At 69.3% G+C, this 16,879-nt stretch carries 15 protein-coding genes; 12 read left to right on the top strand and 3 right to left on the bottom strand.

What is annotated here, in order from left to right:
* Window positions 1-59 precede the first annotated feature (59 nt).
* The 7 genes from N803_RS02365 to rho all read left to right on the top strand — a co-directional run bounded on the left by N803_RS02365 (window position 60) and on the right by rho (window position 9,183).
* Window positions 60-494 (top strand): response regulator, encoded by a 435-nt coding sequence (locus N803_RS02365; RefSeq protein WP_245616962.1) that lies wholly within the window; start codon window positions 60-62, stop codon window positions 492-494.
* A 9-nt stretch (window positions 495-503) separates the two neighbouring features.
* Window positions 504-2,150 (top strand): arginine--tRNA ligase, encoded by a 1,647-nt coding sequence (gene argS / locus N803_RS02360; RefSeq protein WP_035902298.1) that lies wholly within the window; start codon window positions 504-506, stop codon window positions 2,148-2,150.
* 11 nt (window positions 2,151-2,161) lie between these two features.
* A complete protein-coding gene (gene lysA / locus N803_RS02355) occupies window positions 2,162-3,601 on the top strand; it encodes a diaminopimelate decarboxylase (protein ID WP_035902297.1) in 1,440 nt (479 codons plus the stop codon).
* Between the two features lie 50 nt (window positions 3,602-3,651).
* Complete coding sequence (locus N803_RS02350; RefSeq protein ID WP_035902698.1) at window positions 3,652-4,983, top strand: homoserine dehydrogenase; 1,332 nt, start codon at window positions 3,652-3,654, stop codon at window positions 4,981-4,983.
* Between the two features lies 1 nt (window position 4,984).
* Complete coding sequence (gene thrC, locus N803_RS02345) at window positions 4,985-6,073, top strand: threonine synthase (protein WP_035902296.1); 1,089 nt, start codon at window positions 4,985-4,987, stop codon at window positions 6,071-6,073.
* Window positions 6,074-6,108: 35 nt separating this feature from the next.
* Entirely contained in the window at window positions 6,109-7,005 is an 897-nt protein-coding gene (thrB, locus tag N803_RS02340) for a homoserine kinase (protein ID WP_245616960.1), read from the top strand.
* A 252-nt stretch (window positions 7,006-7,257) separates the two neighbouring features.
* The gene (gene rho, locus N803_RS02335; RefSeq protein WP_035902293.1) at window positions 7,258-9,183 is read left to right on the top strand and encodes a transcription termination factor Rho; all 1,926 of its coding nucleotides are present in this window, start codon (window positions 7,258-7,260) and stop codon (window positions 9,181-9,183) included.
* Between the two features lie 88 nt (window positions 9,184-9,271).
* Here the strand turns inward: rho and N803_RS02330 are convergent, their stop codons facing one another.
* The 3 genes from N803_RS02330 to N803_RS02320 form a co-directional block, all read right to left on the bottom strand.
* Window positions 9,272-9,757, bottom strand: coding sequence for a GNAT family N-acetyltransferase (locus N803_RS02330; protein ID WP_035902291.1), 486 nt, complete (start codon window positions 9,755-9,757; stop codon window positions 9,272-9,274).
* 24 nt (window positions 9,758-9,781) lie between these two features.
* On the bottom strand, window positions 9,782-11,314 hold the full coding sequence (locus N803_RS02325) for an APC family permease (protein WP_084763928.1): 1,533 nt from the start codon (window positions 11,312-11,314) through the stop codon (window positions 9,782-9,784).
* Window positions 11,315-11,379: 65 nt separating this feature from the next.
* Window positions 11,380-11,886, bottom strand: a complete 507-nt coding sequence (locus N803_RS02320; protein WP_035902289.1) for an Lrp/AsnC family transcriptional regulator — start codon at window positions 11,884-11,886, stop codon at window positions 11,380-11,382.
* A 110-nt stretch (window positions 11,887-11,996) separates the two neighbouring features.
* On the opposite strand from N803_RS02320, the gene N803_RS02315 reads away from it, so the two are divergent.
* The 5 genes from N803_RS02315 (at window position 11,997) to prmC (ending at window position 16,655) form a co-directional block, all read left to right on the top strand.
* Window positions 11,997-13,184, top strand: coding sequence for a trans-sulfuration enzyme family protein (locus N803_RS02315; protein WP_035902286.1), 1,188 nt, complete (start codon window positions 11,997-11,999; stop codon window positions 13,182-13,184).
* A gap of 153 nt (window positions 13,185-13,337) precedes the next feature.
* A complete protein-coding gene (locus N803_RS02310; protein ID WP_035902285.1) occupies window positions 13,338-14,120 on the top strand; it encodes a PDDEXK family nuclease in 783 nt (260 codons plus the stop codon).
* Between the two features lie 254 nt (window positions 14,121-14,374).
* On the top strand, window positions 14,375-14,590 hold the full coding sequence (gene rpmE, locus N803_RS02305) for a 50S ribosomal protein L31 (protein ID WP_035902284.1): 216 nt from the start codon (window positions 14,375-14,377) through the stop codon (window positions 14,588-14,590).
* A 128-nt stretch (window positions 14,591-14,718) separates the two neighbouring features.
* Window positions 14,719-15,798, top strand: a complete 1,080-nt coding sequence (gene prfA, locus N803_RS02300; RefSeq protein ID WP_035902281.1) for a peptide chain release factor 1 — start codon at window positions 14,719-14,721, stop codon at window positions 15,796-15,798.
* Complete coding sequence (prmC, locus tag N803_RS02295; RefSeq protein ID WP_035902279.1) at window positions 15,795-16,655, top strand: peptide chain release factor N(5)-glutamine methyltransferase; 861 nt, start codon at window positions 15,795-15,797, stop codon at window positions 16,653-16,655. The genes prfA and prmC overlap by 4 nt, the downstream gene beginning before the upstream one ends.
* Window positions 16,656-16,879: the final 224 nt, after the last annotated feature.

Here is a 16,879-nt window from a genome sequence, read left to right as displayed (position 1 = left end):
ATGAACGTTGTCCGCCGTTCCGGGCTGCTCAGGGAGGGTAGCAGCCTAGAGTTCGCTCCATGGAATCCGGTGCTGGCGTCGTGGCTGTCACGCCGCGCCCACTGGTCCTCGTCTGCGACGACATCGACTCGATCCGGGCGATCATCCGCATCAACCTCGAGCTCGAGGGGTTCGACGTCCTCGAGGCGGCCGACGGCCACGAGGCGATGAGCCAGCTCATCGATCCGGCTGCGCAGGTCCCTGACGTCATCGTCCTCGACGCCCAGACCCCGCGTCGCGACGGCTGGTGGGCGATCGCGGCCATCCGTTCCCACCCGCGTCTCGCCGACGTCCCGACGATCCTCGTCACGGCCTCGACGACGGCCCACGACCGCAGTGAGGCGGCCCTCGCCGGCTTCGACGCCTTCGTCGGGAAGCCCTTCGATCCGGTGGAGCTCGTCGAGGTCATCTCACGCCTCGCAGCCGACGGACGCCCGGCAATTCCGGGCCAATAGACTTCCCGGGTGACTCCCGAAGAACTCTCGTCCGCGATCCGGGCTGCCCTGCTCGAGGCCACTGCTGCCGGCGACTTCGCCGTCGACGTCCCCGCCGAGGTTCGCGTGGAGCGACCCAAGAACCGTGACCACGGGGACTGGTCGACCAACATCGCGCTCCAGTTGGCCAAGCCCGCTGGTATGCCGCCCCGCGACCTCGCGACGTCCCTCGCCACCCGTCTCGGTGAGATCCACGGCATTGCCCGCGTCGACATCGCCGGACCCGGCTTCCTCAACATCACCCTCGACGCGGCGAGCGCCGGCGAACTGGCGCGCAGCATCGTCGAGAGCGGGACGGCATACGGGAAGAACGATGCGGAAGCCGGCCACACGATCAATCTCGAGTTCATCTCGGCCAACCCCACGGGTCCGTTGCACATCGGGCACACGCGGTGGGCCGCGCTCGGCGATTCGATGCGGCGACTCCTCACCGCCTCCGGTGCCGACGTCACGGCGGAGTACTACATCAACGACGCGGGCGCGCAGATGGACAAGTTCGCGCTGAGCGTCGTCGCCGCCGCGAAGGGTGAGCCGACTCCCGAGGGCGGCTACCCCGGCGCCTACATCGGCGAACTCGCCGAAACCGTTGTGGCACAACGCCCCGACGTCGTCGACCTGCCCGAGGACGAGGCTGTCGCCGTCGCGCGCCCGCTGGCCTACCAGGCCCAGCTGGCCGAGATCCGGTCGACGCTCGAGCGGTTCGGCGTCTTCTTCGACGTGTGGTTCTCCGAGACCGAGCTGCATGAGGGTGGCGCCGTGGAGCAGGCCGTGGCGCGGCTGCGCGAGCAGGGGCATGTCTACGACAAGGACGGCGCCGTCTGGCTCCGCACGACCGACTTCACCGACGACAAGGACCGCGTGCTGATCCGCGCCGACGGTGTCCCGACCTACTTCGCGGCGGACGCGGCCTACTACCTGAGCAAGAAGGACCGTGGGTTCACCGAGAAGATCTACCTCCTCGGTGCCGACCATCACGGCTACATCGGGCGGCTCAAGGCGATCGCGTCGGCGGCCGGCGACGACGCCGACGTCAACATCGACGTCCGCATCGGGCAGCTGGTCAACCTGGGCGGCGCCAAGCTGTCCAAGCGCGCCGGCAACATCATCGAGCTGAGCGACCTGCTCAACTGGATCGGGTCCGACGCGGTGCGCTACTCCCTGGCGCGATACCCGGCTGACAGCCCGCTGTCGCTCGACGGTGAGGAGCTGCGCAAGCAGACCAACGACAACCCCGTTTTCTACGTGCAGTACGCCCACGCCCGCACGGCCAACGTGTCGCGCCTCGCGGGGGAGGACGGCGTGCGTCGTGAGGACGGTTTCGACCCCTCGCTGCTCTCCGACCCCACCGAGGCGACGCTGCTCGCGACCCTGGGTGACTTCCCGCGCGTCGTGGCACAGGCCGCGCACCTGCGCGAGCCGCACCGCGTCGCGCGCTACCTCGAGGACCTTGCCGGTCGCTACCACAAGTGGTACGACACCTGCCGCGTCCGGCCGATGAACGCCGAGGAGGAGGTCACCGACCTGCACCGCACGCGGCTCTGGCTCAACGACGCCACCCGTCAGGTGCTCGCCAACGGCCTCGACCTGCTCGGCGTCAGCGCGCCCGAGCGCATGTGAGGCGCTGACCGATGCGTTCGCACGAGGCCGGGGCGCTCCACGCCGAGGGTTATGGCGGCCCGCCGCTCTATCTGCCCTTCCCGAGCGACGTCAACGCGCTGCTTCCGCAGCTGTGGCCGGATTCCGTATGCCGTGACGCCGAGGGCCGCGTGCAGGTTGCGGGACTCGACGTGGTTGCGATCGCGGAGGAGTTCGGGACGGCCGCCTATGTGCTCGACGAGGGCGACTTCCGCGCGCGGGCGAGAGCGTTCCGCGACGACTTCGCGGGCGCGTTCGACACGGTGTGCGGAGGAGCGGACGTCTACTACGCCGGCAAGGCCTTCCTGTGCACCGCCGTCGCGAAATGGGTTGCAGAAGAAGGACTTTCGCTCGATGTGTGCAGTGGCGGCGAGCTCGCCGTCGCGCGCAGAGCGGGCTTCCCGGCGGAGCGCATCGGCTTCCATGGCAACAACAAGTCGCTCGACGAGATCCGGGCGGCTCTGGACTACGGCGTGGGCCGGATCGTCGTCGACTCGTTCATCGAGATCGAGCGAGTGGCGGCTATCGCCGCAGAGTTGGGCGTCGTCGCACCGGTGATGATCCGCGTGACTGTCGGCGTCGAGGCGCACACGCACGAGTTCATCGCCACGGGTCATGAGGACCAGAAGTTCGGCTTCAGCCTCTCCGGTGGTCAGGCCCTCGATGCGGCCCGGGCCGTGCTTTCCCACGACAGCCTCGAGCTGCGCGGTCTGCACTCCCACATCGGTAGTCAGATCTTCGACACGGGCGGCTTCGAGATGAGCGCCCGCCGCTTGATCGGCCTGCACGCGCAGATCGCCGATGAGTTGGGCCACCACAGTCCCGAGATCGATCTCGGCGGTGGCTTCGGCATGGCCTACACCTCCCAGCACACCCCGCTCTCGCCCGCGCTGCTCGGTGAGCAGCTCGCGGACATCGTGGGGCGTGAGTTCAAAGCGATCGGTGACGGTGACCTCGCGAAGGTGCCTCGTGTGTCCATCGAGCCCGGTCGTGCCATCGTCGGTCCATCGACGTTCACGCTCTACGAGGTCGGCACCGTGAAGCAGGTCGATCTCGGCGACAACCACGCCCGTGCCTACGTCTCCGTCGACGGCGGGATGAGCGACAACGTGCGCCCGGCCCTCTACGAGGCCGACTACTCGTGCACCCTCGCGAACCGCTACTCCGATGCCGAGCCGATGCTGGCCCGCGTCGTGGGCAAGCACTGCGAGAGCGGCGACATCGTCGTCCAGGACGAGTGGCTTCCGGCGGACACGCAGCCCGGCGACCTCATCGCGGTGCCGGGCACGGGTGCCTACTGCCGGGCCCTGTCGAGCCAGTACAACCACACCCCGCGACCACCGGTGCTCGCGGTCCGAGACGGCAAGGCACGGGTCATCGTGCGCCGTGAGACCATCGACGACCTGCTCGCTCTCGACGTCGGGGAGTCGTGATGTCGCAGCGAGGGGACGTCGAGCCCGTGACCGAGGAGAACCCAGCCGAGATGGCTTCCATCCCTGCCGAAAGCGTGCCCACCCTCAAGGTCGCCCTGCTCGGGTGCGGCGTCGTGGGGTCGTCCGTGGCCACGATGCTCGTCGAGAACGCCGACGACCTGGCTGCCCGCGTGGGTGCCCGACTGGAGCTCATCGGCATCGCCGTGCGGCGGCCCGAGCGGGCGCGTCCGGACGTGCCGGTCGACCCTGCTCTCTTCACCGCCGACGCCGACACGCTCGTGCGCGCCGCCGACATCGTCATCGAGGTCATCGGTGGCATCGACCCGGCGCGGGGCTTGATCCTCACGGCCATGGAGCACGGTGCCTCGGTCGTCACCGCCAACAAGGCTCTGCTCGCCGAGGACGGCCCGACGCTCTACTCGGCCGCCGGTGAGCACGGCGTCGACCTCTATTACGAGGCCGCTGTCGCTGGTGCCATCCCGATCGTCCGGCCCATGCGCGAGTCGCTCGTGGGCGATGACGTGCAGCGAGTCCTCGGCATCGTCAACGGCACGACCAACTTCGTCCTCGACAAGATGGACTCCACGGGCGCCGGCTTCGCCGAGACCGTCGAGCAGGCGCAGGCTCTCGGTTATGCCGAGGCCGACCCGACCGCTGACGTCGAGGGCTTCGACGCCGCAGCCAAGGCCGCGATCCTTGCATCCCTCGCCTTCCACACGCGCGTGTCCAGCGACGATGTGCACCGTGAGGGCATCACCGAGGTCACGGCGGCCGACATCCAGGCCGCCCGCGACATGGATGCCGTCGTCAAGCTCCTCGCCATCTGCGAGCTCGTGCGCGACGACGAGGGAGCGCCGACAGGTGTGAGCGTCCGCGTCCACCCCGCGATGATCGCGCGCACCCACCCGCTCGCCTCCGTCCGAGACGCCTACAACGCCGTCTTCGTCGAGGCGTCGGCCGCTGGGGAGCTGATGTTCTATGGCAAGGGTGCCGGCGGCGATCCCACCTCGTCGGCCATCCTTGGCGACGTCGTCGCCGTCGCCCGCCACCGCCTGGCGGGAGGACACGGGCCCAAGGAGTCGGCCTACGCAGACCTGCCGGTCGTCGACATGGGGCTCGCCACGACGAGGTATCACATCAGCCTCGCCGTGGCGGACCGACCGGGTGTCCTCGCTCAGGTGGCTTCGGCGTTCGCCGACCACGGTGTCTCGATCGAGACGGTTCGTCAGCGGATGCTCACGGACGACGACGAGTCCCGGGCGTCCCTCGTCATCGTGACCCACCGGGCTACGGATTCGGCACTGGCCGCCACGGTCGATGCCCTGACTGGCCTGGACACGGTCGACGCCGTCGTGTCCTGGATGCGCGTGGAAGGGGCCTGACATGGCACACCAGTGGCGCGGAGTGATCCGCGAGTATGCCGACCGCCTGCCGATGCTGGCCGAGTCGCCGGTCGTGACCCTGCACGAGGGAGGGACGCCCCTCATCGAGGCCCAGCACCTCTCCGAGCTCGTCGGCGCGAACGTCTTCGTGAAGTACGAAGGCCTCAACCCGACCGGGTCGTTCAAGGATCGAGGGATGACCACCGCCATCTCCTATGCCAAGGGTCGCGGTGCCAAGGCCGTGATCTGTGCGAGCACCGGCAACACGAGCGCGTCCGCCGCGGCCTACGCCACGAAGGCCGGCATGACCTGCGCGGTTCTCGTGCCCGAGGGCAAGATCGCCATGGGCAAGCTGAGTCAGGCCATCGCCCACGGCGCCACCCTGATCCAGGTCGACGGCAACTTCGACAACTGCCTGACCGTGGCCCGCAAGCTCGCCGAGGTCCACCCGGTCGAGCTCGTGAACTCGGTCAACCCAGCCCGCATCGAGGGCCAGAAGACCGCGGCCTTCGAGGTCGTGGACGCGCTCGGTGACGCTCCGGACATCCACGTGCTGCCCGTCGGGAACGCCGGCAACATCACCGCCTACTGGCGCGGCTACACCGAGTACGCCACCGAGACGTGGGGCCTGGCACCGGTCGCGACCCGCACGCCGCAGATGTGGGGGTTCCAGGCGGCTGGGGCCGCCCCGATCGTCCTCGGCCACCCCATCGACGATCCCGAGACCATCGCGACGGCGATCCGCATCGGCAACCCCGCGTCGTGGCGCCAGGCCGAGGAGGCCCGCGACCAGTCCGGTGGGCGCATCGAGTCGGTCACGGACGAGCAGATCCTGGCGGCGCACCGCCTCCTGTCGTCCACCGAGGGCGTCTTCGTCGAGCCCGGATCGGCGGCGAGCATCGCCGGACTGCTTCAGGCGAGTGAGCGTGGTGAGGTGCCCCGCGATGCCACCATCGTCTGCACCGTCACGGGCCACGGGCTCAAGGACCCGCAATGGGCGTTGCGCACCGCCGACGGCACCGACATCGAGCCGGTCCGCGTCACTGCCGAGGCGCAGGCCGTCGCCGAGGTCCTCGGCTTCGAGAGCTGATCGTGGGGGAGTGGCGGCCCGGCACCAGCGCGGGTGTGCGTGTCCCCGCGAGCAGCGCCAACCTGGGTCCCGGATTCGACTCGATCGGCATCGCCCTCGGCGTCTGGGACCGTTGTCGCGCAACGGTTCTCGACACTCCGGGTCTCGAGGTCACGGTTGCCGGTGAAGGCGCCGGTGCGGTGCCGCAGGACGAGTCCCACCTCGTCCACCGGAGTTTCGTGCACGCCTTCGAGGACCTGGGCCGGAGCGCACCCACCGGGCTGAGGATCGAGTGCCACAACGAGGTCCCGCACGGGCGAGGCATGGGTTCGTCGGCGACGGCCATCGTGACGGGCATCGCGCTGGCGCACGCCCTGGCAGGCCAGCAGGACGGTACGCCCGGAGTCATCGACCTGAACCGCATCAATGACCTTGCCGCGCGGCTGGAGGGACACCCGGACAACTCCTCGGCCAGCGTCTTCGGCGGACTGACCCTGTCGTGGTCCGACGATCCGGCCCTGGGCACGTCAACGCTGCGGCTCACCCCGCACCCCGACGTCGTCCCGGTCGTGTTCAGTCCTGCGACCCAGCTGTCGACCGCGACGGCGCGCGCAGTTCTCCCGGCCCAGGTCCGGCTCGGTGACGCAGCCGCCAACTCCGCTCGGGCGGCGCTCCTCGTCCGGGCGGTCACTGACGCGCCCGAGCACCTGCTCGCGGGCACGCGCGAATGGCTCCACCAGGAGCCTCGCCGGCCGTCGTACCCCGATTCGATGGCGCTCGTGGACTCGTTGCGGGCGGCTGGCCACGCCGCCGTGATCTCGGGTGCGGGTCCCTCCGTTCTCGTGCTCGCGACGACGTCGACCGCAGGTGACGTCGTCGGCCACGGAGGTGAGGGGTGGCGGGTGCTGCAACCCGGCATACCCGACCACGGAGTTGAAGTCCTCACCTCGTGAGCGAGCCGGCACGGCAACGGACCACGTGAGGTTCAGGGTGTTATCGTGGTCACGCGGTCGCAATTGATGCCGGGCAAGCGTTCTGCTCACCCGATGCCTACCGCGAATCGCACCCTCCACTGCATGGGCCAGTCGTGCTCTGTCACGCGCCGACGTCGGCAGCCCCCGTGGATCACACCCGCCAGATCCCTGGCACCCACTTCGGCCCCGCTCGTGCGGGCTGGGGCCCACTGACGAGGGGAAGGATCCTTCGTGACAGACACCACCACCCTTGACGCACCCGCGGCGACAACCCCGCGTCGGTCCGGTTCGCTGACGGCCATGCGCCTCGCTGAACTCCAGGGCCTCGCGTCGAGCATGGGCATCTCCGGCACCGCCAAGATGCGCAAGGGCGACCTCGTCGCCGCCATCAAGGCCCGTCAGAACGGCGAGAGCGGCCCGGCTGCCGCCTCGGAGCCGGCCCCGGCCGAGGCGCCCGCGTCGGCTGAGTCGGCTGAGTCGTCGACGTCGGAGTCGCAGGCCCCCGCTCGGACCCGCAGCCGTCGAGCCTCGTCCTCCGGACAGGGCGCGCCGCAGCGCGCGCAGGACGACGCGCGTGCGGAGCGCAAGGACCAGCAGGACCGCCCGGAGCGTCGTGACGACGCCGCGAACGAGTCCGCCAAGACCAACGCCAACGACACGGGCGACGCGCGCACCGACCGCGCTCGCGCCGAGCGTCGCGACCGCGAGCAGGGAGATAGCAACCAGGGCGACCGCAACCAGGGCGACCGTGGCCCCCGCGACGGCGCACAGGGCGATCGCAACCAGTCCCAGCAGGGGCAGCAGGGCCAGCAGGCCCAGCAGTCTGGTGACGGCACCGGTGAGGACGACGAGACGGGCCGCAGCGGCCGCCGCCGTCGCAACCGCAACCGCAACCGTGACCGCGACAAGCGCCGCCCCGTCGGTCAGGGCGGCGAGACCCAGCACGAGAACGAGCCGCAGATCGCCGAGGACGACATCCTCGTCCCGGTCGCGGGCATCCTCGACATCCTCGACAACTACGCGTTCGTCCGCACGTCCGGCTACCTGCCGGGCACCAACGACGTCTACGTCCCGCTCGGCATGGTCAAGCGCCACGGCCTGCGCAAGGGCGACGCCGTCGTCGGCGCGACCAAGGCTCCCCGCGAGGGCGAGGAGATCCAGCAGCAGAGCGTGGGCTCGCGCAACAACCGGCAGAAGTACACGCCGCTTGCGCGCCTCGACAGCATCAACGGGATGACCGCGGACGACGCCCGCAAGCGCGCGGAGTTCGGCAAGCTGACTCCGCTGTACCCGCAGGACCGCCTCCGCCTCGAGACCGACCCCGGCCTCCTGACGACGCGGATCATCGACCTCGTCGCCCCCATCGGCAAGGGCCAGCGCGGCCTCATCGTCGCCCCGGCCAAGGCCGGCAAGACGATGGTCATGCAGGCCGTGGCCAACGCGATCACGACGAACAACCCCGAGGTCCACCTCATGGTCGTGCTCGTCGACGAGCGCCCCGAAGAGGTCACCGACATGCAGCGCGCCGTCAAGGGTGAGGTCATCGCCTCGACCTTCGACCGCCCCGCCGAGGACCACACGACGGTCGCCGAGCTCGCCATCGAGCGCGCCAAGCGACTCGTCGAGATGGGTCACGACGTCGTGGTGTTGCTCGACTCGATCACCAAGCTGGGTCGTGCCTACAACCTGTCGGCCCCCGCCAGCGGGCGCATCCTGTCCGGTGGAGTCGACTCCGCAGCGCTCTACCCGCCCAAGAAGTTCTTCGGTGCCGCGCGCAACATCGAGGACGGTGGCTCGCTCACCATCCTCGCGACCGCGCTCGTCGAGACCGGTTCGCGCATGGACGAGGTGATCTTCGAGGAGTTCAAGGGCACCGGCAACATGGAGCTCAAGCTCGACCGTGGCCTCTCGAACCGGCGCATCTTCCCGGCCGTCGACGTCAACAACTCGGGCACCCGCCGTGAGGAGATCCTCCTCGCACCGGAGGAACTCAAGATCATGTGGAAGCTCCGTCGCGTGCTCGGTGCGCTCGACAGCCAGCAGGCGATCGAGCTGCTCCTCGACCGCCTCCGCAAGACGAAGACGAACTACGAGTTCCTCGTGCAGGTCCAGCAGAACAGCTCGATCCGACTCGAGGACGAGGACGACGACGCCTGATCGCGCGTCCACCACGTCGTGAGGCGGTCTCCCGAACGGGAGGCCGCCTCACGGCATACATCACCGTTTTTTCGGGTATGCCGTCCGCTCAGCTTCCCGGGACCGGCGCGAGACGGCGCATGGTCGGGAAGGCAGCCAGCTGGAAGCCGAGTGATCGATAGAGCGGTGCGCCCTCTGCCGTGGCTGCGAGGTCGATGCGGTCGGCGTCGGTCTCCTCGTCGAGCCAACGCACGAGTTCGGTCATGACGAGTCGGGCGAGACCACGGCCGCGGGCGTGGGGGAGCGTGGCGATGTTGGAGACGAAGCCGAGCCGTCCGCGTGGCATCGACGGGGCCGGGATCGAGGAAAGCACCTCGGCGAGGCCGCCTGCGACGATGTCGCCGCCGTCCTCCACGACGAGGACCCGGGTCGTGGGGTGGTCGATCCGCGACGTGAACCAGTCCCGCGCAGCACCGAGCCAGGCAGCGGACTCGAGCTGGGCGGCGGGCGTCCCCATGGCCTCGAACATGAGCACGCGCAGGGTCATGAGGTCGTCGATGTCGCCAGCGGTCGCTGGACGCGGGGTCGGCTGCATTCCCCGACGCTAGGTGAGCGTGGGTCAGTCGCGCGCGGGGGTTTCGCCGTCCGGCGGTTCGGTGCGTCGGCCGTAGCCGGTGGCGACGAGGTTGCCGGGCGCGAGATTCGAGTGACTCTTGCCGTAGGCGAAGTAGACGATGAGGCCGATGCCGAGCCACACGAGGAAGCGCAGCCATGTGCCGACGGCGAGGCTCGCCATGAGACCCAGGCAGGCCAGCGCGGACACGATGGGCAGCGCTGGAACCCACGGGGTCCGGAAGGGACGCTTCATCCGGGGGTTGGTGCGGCGCAGGACGGCGACCGCGATGGAGACGACGAGGAAGGCGAACAGCGTTCCGATGCTCACCATCTCGGCGAGGGTGTGGAGTGGGACGAAGGCCGCGAGGACGCAGACCACGGCGGTGGTGGCGATGGTGATGCGCAGCGGCGTGTGGAAGCGTTCGGAGACCTTGCCGACCGACGCCGGCAGGAGCCCGTCGCGGCACAGCGCGTAGCCGATGCGGCCCATCGCGATGATGTCGACGAGGATCACCGAACTGAGGCCGGCGACGGCGGCAATCCCGATGAGCACCGACGCCCAACCCATGCCGACCTGGTCGAAGGCGTCGGAGATGGGGGCGCCCTCCGAGATGTTCGTGTACTTCACCATGCCGGTGATGACGAGGCACACCGCGAGGTAGAGGACGGTGCAGATGAGGAGCGTGCCGATGAGGCCGCGCGGCATGTCCTTGGCCGGGTCCTTGGTCTCCTCGCCGAGATTGGCCACGGCCTCGAAGCCGCTGTAGGCGAAGAAGACGATCGCGGCCGCGACGAAGACACCGGTGACGCCGAAGGCGGTCGGGGTGGCACCGGTGACCCACTGCCAGAAGGGCTGCTCGAGTCCGCTGGTGCGCAGGTCCTCACGCATCGGCTGGGCCGGCGGGATGAACGGTGCCAGGTTCGCGAGCTTGACGAAGAAGATGCCGACTACGACGACGAAGATGCAGACGGAGACCTTGATGGCGACGAGGGCGTTGGTCACCCACTTGGACTCCTTGATGCCGACCGCCGCGACGATGCCGAGCACGAGGGCGATCCCGAGGGCTCCGAGGTTGATGCTCGACTCCTCGCCGAAGAACTGGGTCGGCAGGTCGAAGGCCTCCTGGAGATACCCGGACCAGCCGCGTGCGACGACGGCAGCCCCGAGGGCGAACTCGAGGATGAGGTCCCACGCGATGATCCACGCGAAGATCTCGCCGATCGTCGTGTAGGCGTAGGTGTAGGAGCTGCCGGCGGTAGGGACGGCGGCCGCCAGCTCGGCGTAGCAGAGGGCAGCGAGCAGGCTGACGAAGCCGGCGATGACGAACGAGAGGACGATGCCCGGCCCCGCGTAGTTCTTGGCGCCCGTCCCGGTGAGGGTGAAGATGCCGGTGCCGATGACGATCCCGATGCCGAAGCCCATGAGGTCCTTGGCCGTGAGCGTCCTGCTCAGACCGGCATGCTCCTCGCCGAGGTCGTCGCCCTGGTGGATGACGGTCTCGACGTCCTTCGTCCGCACGATGCTGTTGTCGTCCATCTCTGCAGGCTAGAACCGGATCGGGTTGTTCGCTCGGTGAGCGAGTCGACCGTCCACGGTGCGAGTCAGGCGAGGGGCCCCACGCCCTCGTGACCGCGGAAGACCAGCGAGGTCTGGACGTTGGAGACACCGGGCCTGCTCGAGACGTTGTCGAGGACGAAGTCGCGCAGGTCGTCGGGGGAGGGCGACGTCACGTGGACGAGGAAGTCGTCGGCGCCACTGATGTTGAACGCCGACACCACTCCGGGCAGCGCGGCGATCTCGTTGCCGAACGCCTCCACCTGGGCCCGGTCGTGGCCCGCGAGCCGGATGGCGATGATCGCCTGGATGGGCCGACCGACCTGAGCCGGGTCGACCACCGCGCGAAACCCCGTGATCACGCCGCGCTCGCGCAGCGACCGGACCCGGCCCAGGCAGGTCGACTCGGCGATGCCGACGGTGCGGGCAAGGACGGCGTTGGAGACGCGGGCGTCCGCGAGCAGGGCCGAGACGATCGCGCGGTCGATGTCGTCGAGGGTCGGGGGCGACGTGGGTGCGGGGCCGGGAGTGAGGGGGTGAGGTTTCTGCGGCACAGCCCTCACGCTAGCCGCGCGAGCGCTTGCATTCCTCGGTGATTCTTGGACTTGGCGAAGAATCCGCGGGACTCTTTCGCCCATCCACCGATCCTGCGGACGATCGCCTCATGACAACGACGTCGTACCCGCGCCCCGACCACGCCACTCTCGCCGTCCACGCCGGTCGCGAGGACCTCACCGCGCTCGGGCTGCACGTGCCCCTCATCGACCTGGCCACGACGTATCCGATGCCGACCATCGAAGCCGGCGGGACGGCATACGACACGATCGGTGCGGGGGAGCGGCCGGACGGTGAAGCGACGTATGTCTACCAACGGCTGTGGAACCCCGGGGTCGACCGGTTCGAGCGCGCCGTCGCCACCCTCGAGCAGACGCACGGTGCCGTGGCGTTCGCGAGTGGGATGGCGGCCCTCACCGCCGCGCTGCTCGCGGCCGTCGCAGCGGGCAAGCCGCACGTCGTGGCCGTCCGGCCCCTCTATGGAGGGTCCGACCATCTGCTCGCCACAGGTCTCCTCGGGACCGAGGTCACGTGGGCCGAGCCAGGGACGGTGCGTGGGGCGATCCGACCCGACACCGGACTCGTCCTCGTCGAGACGCCGGCGAACCCGTCGCTCGACCTCGTCGACATCGCAGCGATCGTCGCGCAGGCAGGTGACGTGCCGGTCGCGGTCGACAACACCTTCGCCACCCCGGTGCTCCAGCAGCCGGCGGTGCACGGCGCCACGCTCGTGCTGCACTCGGCCACGAAGTTCATGGGCGGGCACGGTGACGTCATGGGCGGCGTCGTCGCCGCCGACCACGAGTGGACTGCGCTGCTGCGTCAGATCCGCGCCATCACCGGGGCGGTGCTGCATCCGCTGGCGGCGTACGAGCTGCACCGCGGACTCCAGACGATCCACGTGCGGGTGCGGGCGCAGCAGGAGTCGGCGGCCACGGTGGCCGCGTGGCTTGCGGAGCGGCCCGAGGTGAGTCGTGTGCACTATGCCGGGCTGCCCGGAGGCGACCCGCTCGGTCTGCTGGGACGGCAGATGGCCGGGGCGGGTGCCCTCGTCGCCTTCCGCCTCGCCGGAGGGTATGCCGCGGCGTCGGCACTGCTCGAACGCCTCGAGCTCGTGACCCACGCCGTGTCCCTCGGCGGTGTGGACAGCCTCATCCAGCACCCGGCGAGCCTCACCCACCGCCTTGTCGCCGACGATGCTCGCCCGGACGCCGACCTGTTGCGGCTCTCGCTGGGGCTCGAGTGCGTGGACGACGTCCTCGCCGATCTCGACAAGGCCTTCGCCAACCTCCCGTGACCCCTCGGCTTGTGGCCTCATGGGGCCAAACGCGCGCTCAGTCGCGCCTTTGGCCCCATGTCGACTGTCCACAGGCGTTGCTTCTGGGCCGACCTGTCCACAGATTCGTGCTCCGATCTGTCCTTCGGCGCTCCTGATCCCAAGCATGGCTTCATGCCACAGCCACGCCTCCGCCTCAGCCGCCACGAGCGGGAGGTGCGTGCTCGCGGCATCGCGGCTGATCAGGGCGGGGTGGCACACCGCAAGCAACTGCGTGAGGTCGGGATTACTCGTGCCGACATCCGCACCGAGATCACGGCTGGACGGTGGCACGTTCTCGGGAAGCACACCGTTGGCATCGGGTCTGCCGCGCCGACAGGTGAAGCACTGTGGTGGCAAGCGGTGTGGGAGAGCGGGGCCGGAGCTGCACTCGACGGCGCGGTGGCACTCTGTGCGGCCGGCCTCAAGGGCTTCACTCCGTGGCGGATCGACGTCACCATCCGGCATGCCAATCGTCATCACCAGCTTGAGGGCATGCGTCTGCACAGGGTTGTCGCCCTACCGCCTCTGGCGGGTGGAGGGCTCCCTCGAGTGTGCGTCGAGAACGCGGCGATCCGAGCAGCATGCTGGACCCGGACAGATCGTGAAGCAGCGCTGGTCCTGTGCCTTGTCGTCCCGCAGAGGCTCACGTCACCGCAGGTAGTGCGTCACGGGAACGGTGGGCGGGTCTACCTCGACGCTGGCTGGGAGGACATCGGCCTGTTCGTGGAGATCGACGGGGGTCACCACCAGTGGGCGCTCAACCCGGTGGACGACGCCCTGCGTCAGAACGACCTCGTGGCGGCGGGGGAACATGTGCTGCGGGTGCCGGTTCTGGGCCTTCGGCTGGCGCAGGACCGCTTCATGGCTCAGGTCGTTATGGCCCACGAACGACTGACCCTCCAAGCCGCGTCGTGAGAGGGGGCCAAACGCGCGCTCAGCCGCGCCTTTGGCCCCATGAAGCCCGAGCCAGCGCGTGGCGGGAATGCCGGGGGAGGTGCCGTCGTTTAGGTCTCCGTGTGCCTGCTCTGGCACACTTGATCGCTGGACCGGTTCACGGCACAGACGCGTTTCCTGAGCACCACCCTCACGAGTGGGTGCAGGCGGGGCGCCAGAGGGCTTGCATCACCGTGATGGGCTCGCCGACCCGGAGACATCCAAGGAGACACATCGTGAAGAAGGACATCCACCCGAACTACGCGGAGACCACGGTCACCTGCACCTGTGGCGCGACGTTCACCACGCGCAGCACCGCCGAGAACGGCGTCATCCACGCCGAGGTCTGCAGCCAGTGCCACCCGTTCTACACGGGCAAGCAGAAGATCCTCGACACCGGTGGCCGCGTTGCGCGCTTCCAGGCTCGCTACGGCAAGAAGGCCGACGCGTAGCACTCTCGATGCGCCGACCCGTCGATCCGCAAGGATCCGGGTCGGCGCATTCGTGTTTCCACCCACGACGTTCCACCCGCGGCCGCTGAGCCGCCCCCGAAGCAACACCTCACCCCGAGAGGCCATCGATGTTCGAGTCAGCCCAGGCCCAGGCCGACGAGCACGCCGAGCTCGAACTGCAGATGGCCGACCCGGCGGTCGCGTCCGACCCGGACCGTCTCCGTGAGATCAACAAGAGGTACGCCGCGCTGGGACCGACCGTGACGGCATACGCCGCATGGAAGTCCGCGACCGACGACCTGGACGCGGCCCGCGAGCTTGCGGCGGAGGATGCGACCTTCGCAACGGAGGTCCCCGCCCTCGAGCAGGCGGCGAACGACGCCGCCGAGCACCTGCGTCGACTCCTCATCCCGCGTGACCCGGACGACGACCGCGACGTCATCCTCGAGGTCAAGGCGGGTGAGGGCGGCGACGAGTCAGCGCTCTTCGCCGGCGACCTCCTGCGGATGTATCTCCGCTACGCCGAGCAGCGCGGCTGGCGCACCGAGGTCCTCGACGTCACCGAGACCGACCTCGGCGGCTACAAAGACGTGCAGGTGAGCGTCAAGAGTCGCGGCCACCCGATGCCGGGCGAGGGACCGTGGGCCCGCCTCAAGTACGAAGGTGGGGTCCACCGCGTGCAGCGTGTCCCCGTGACCGAGACGCAGGGTCGCATCCACACGAGCGCGGCCGGCGTCTGGGTCATGCCCGAGGCCGAGGAGGTCGAGGTGACGATCGACCCGAACGACCTCAAGATCGACGTCTACCGCTCGTCCGGTCCCGGCGGTCAGAGCGTCAACACGACCGACTCGGCGGTGCGCATCACCCACCTCCCGACGGGCACGGTCGTCTCCTGCCAGAACGAGAAGAGCCAGCTCCAGAACAAGGAGTCGGCGATGCGTGTGCTCCGGGCGCGCCTCCACCAGCTGGCGGTCGATGAGGCCAACGCGGCCAGCGCCGACATCAGGGCGAGCCAGGTCCGCACGGTCGACCGCAGCGAGCGCATCCGCACCTACAACTTCCCCGAGAACCGGATCAGCGACCACCGCACCGGTTTCAAGGCCTACAACCTCGACACCGTCCTCGGCGGCGAGCTCGACCCCGTCGTGGAGTCGGCGATGTCGGCCGACGAGGCTGCCCGGCTGGCCGCGCTGGGCGAGGGCGCGTGAGCGACCTGCGGGAGGCCGTGCGCGAAGCGTCGCGCCGGCTTGCCGACGCCGGGGTCGCCTCGCCCGACCACGATGCGGTCGCGCTCGCCGCGCACGCCCTCGGCGTGGACGCCAGTGAGGTGCGGCGACGCATGATCGTCGGTGGTTCCGAACCAGAGGGGTATGCCGGTCTCGTGGCCGAGCGCGCAGCTCGCGTTCCGCTCCAGCACCTCACGGGGAGGGCTTGGTTCCGTGGTCTGGAGCTCGAGGTGGGTCCCGGTGTCTTCGTGCCCCGACCCGAGACGGAGGTCGTCGCGGGCTGGGCGATCGACGCGGTGCGTGGCTGCGTCCAGTCGGGCGTCGAGAGGCCTGTCGTCGTCGACCTCTGCACCGGGTCCGGCGCCATCGCGCTGTCGATCAAGGCGGAGGTTGCCGGGGCCGAAGTCCATGCCGTCGAGCTGAGCGAGCTCGCCGTTGCGTGGGCGCAACGCAACCGTGAGCGGCTCGGTCTCGACATCGACCTCGTGCAGGGGGACGCGATCGTGTCCTTCGAGGACCTCGTCGGTGACGTCGACGTCGTCGTGTCCAACCCGCCGTACATTCCGACCACCGCCGAGCCCATCGACCCGGAGGTCCGCGACCACGACCCGCACGTCGCGCTCTATGGCGGCAGTGAGGACGGATTGGCGATTCCCCGACTCGTCGCCGCACGGGCTGCCGGGCTGCTGAGGCCGGGTGGTCTGCTCGTCATGGAACATGCCGACAGCCAGGGCGAGTCATTGCCGGCCGCGTTGCGAGCCACCGGATCGTGGTCCCACGTCGAGGACCGCCTCGACCTGACCGGTCGCCCACGCGCAACCGTCGCCGTCCGCGCCTGACGATTCGCCCGGCAAACACTGCGGCCCCGACCACGAAGGTCGGGGCCGCAGCCGTGTCGTCAGTCGGTCAAAGGATGTACATCAACAGAGCGATGATCAGAAGAACACCGACGATCGTCCAGATGAGTCCGGAACCACGCATGTTGCACCTCTTTCTCTCGGAGAGACGAACGGCCCGACACTACGCAATCGGGGCTTTCCCGCGCAGTGAACACGCAGGTCAG

The organism is Knoellia subterranea KCTC 19937, assembly GCF_000768685.1.
In the GTDB taxonomy this organism is placed as follows: Bacteria; Actinomycetota; Actinomycetes; order Actinomycetales; family Dermatophilaceae; genus Knoellia; species Knoellia subterranea.
The sequence above is the reverse complement of the archived record's forward strand: the minus strand, read 5'-3'. Positions and strand labels throughout refer to the sequence as shown.

Coding starts and splice junctions, on each gene's coding strand:
- N803_RS02365 (WP_245616962.1), top strand. CDS start 60: ATGGAATCCGGTGCTGGCGTCGTGGCTGTCACGCCGCGCCCACTGGTC.
- lysA (WP_035902297.1), top strand. CDS start 2,162: ATGCGTTCGCACGAGGCCGGGGCGCTCCACGCCGAGGGTTATGGCGGC.
- N803_RS02350 (WP_035902698.1), top strand. CDS start 3,652: ATGGCTTCCATCCCTGCCGAAAGCGTGCCCACCCTCAAGGTCGCCCTG.
- thrC (WP_035902296.1), top strand. CDS start 4,985: ATGGCACACCAGTGGCGCGGAGTGATCCGCGAGTATGCCGACCGCCTG.
- N803_RS02330 (WP_035902291.1), bottom strand. CDS start 9,757: ATGCAGCCGACCCCGCGTCCAGCGACCGCTGGCGACATCGACGACCTC.
- N803_RS02325 (WP_084763928.1), bottom strand. CDS start 11,314: ATGGACGACAACAGCATCGTGCGGACGAAGGACGTCGAGACCGTCATC.
- N803_RS02315 (WP_035902286.1), top strand. CDS start 11,997: ATGACAACGACGTCGTACCCGCGCCCCGACCACGCCACTCTCGCCGTC.
- N803_RS02310 (WP_035902285.1), top strand. CDS start 13,338: ATGCCACAGCCACGCCTCCGCCTCAGCCGCCACGAGCGGGAGGTGCGT.
- prfA (WP_035902281.1), top strand. CDS start 14,719: ATGTTCGAGTCAGCCCAGGCCCAGGCCGACGAGCACGCCGAGCTCGAA.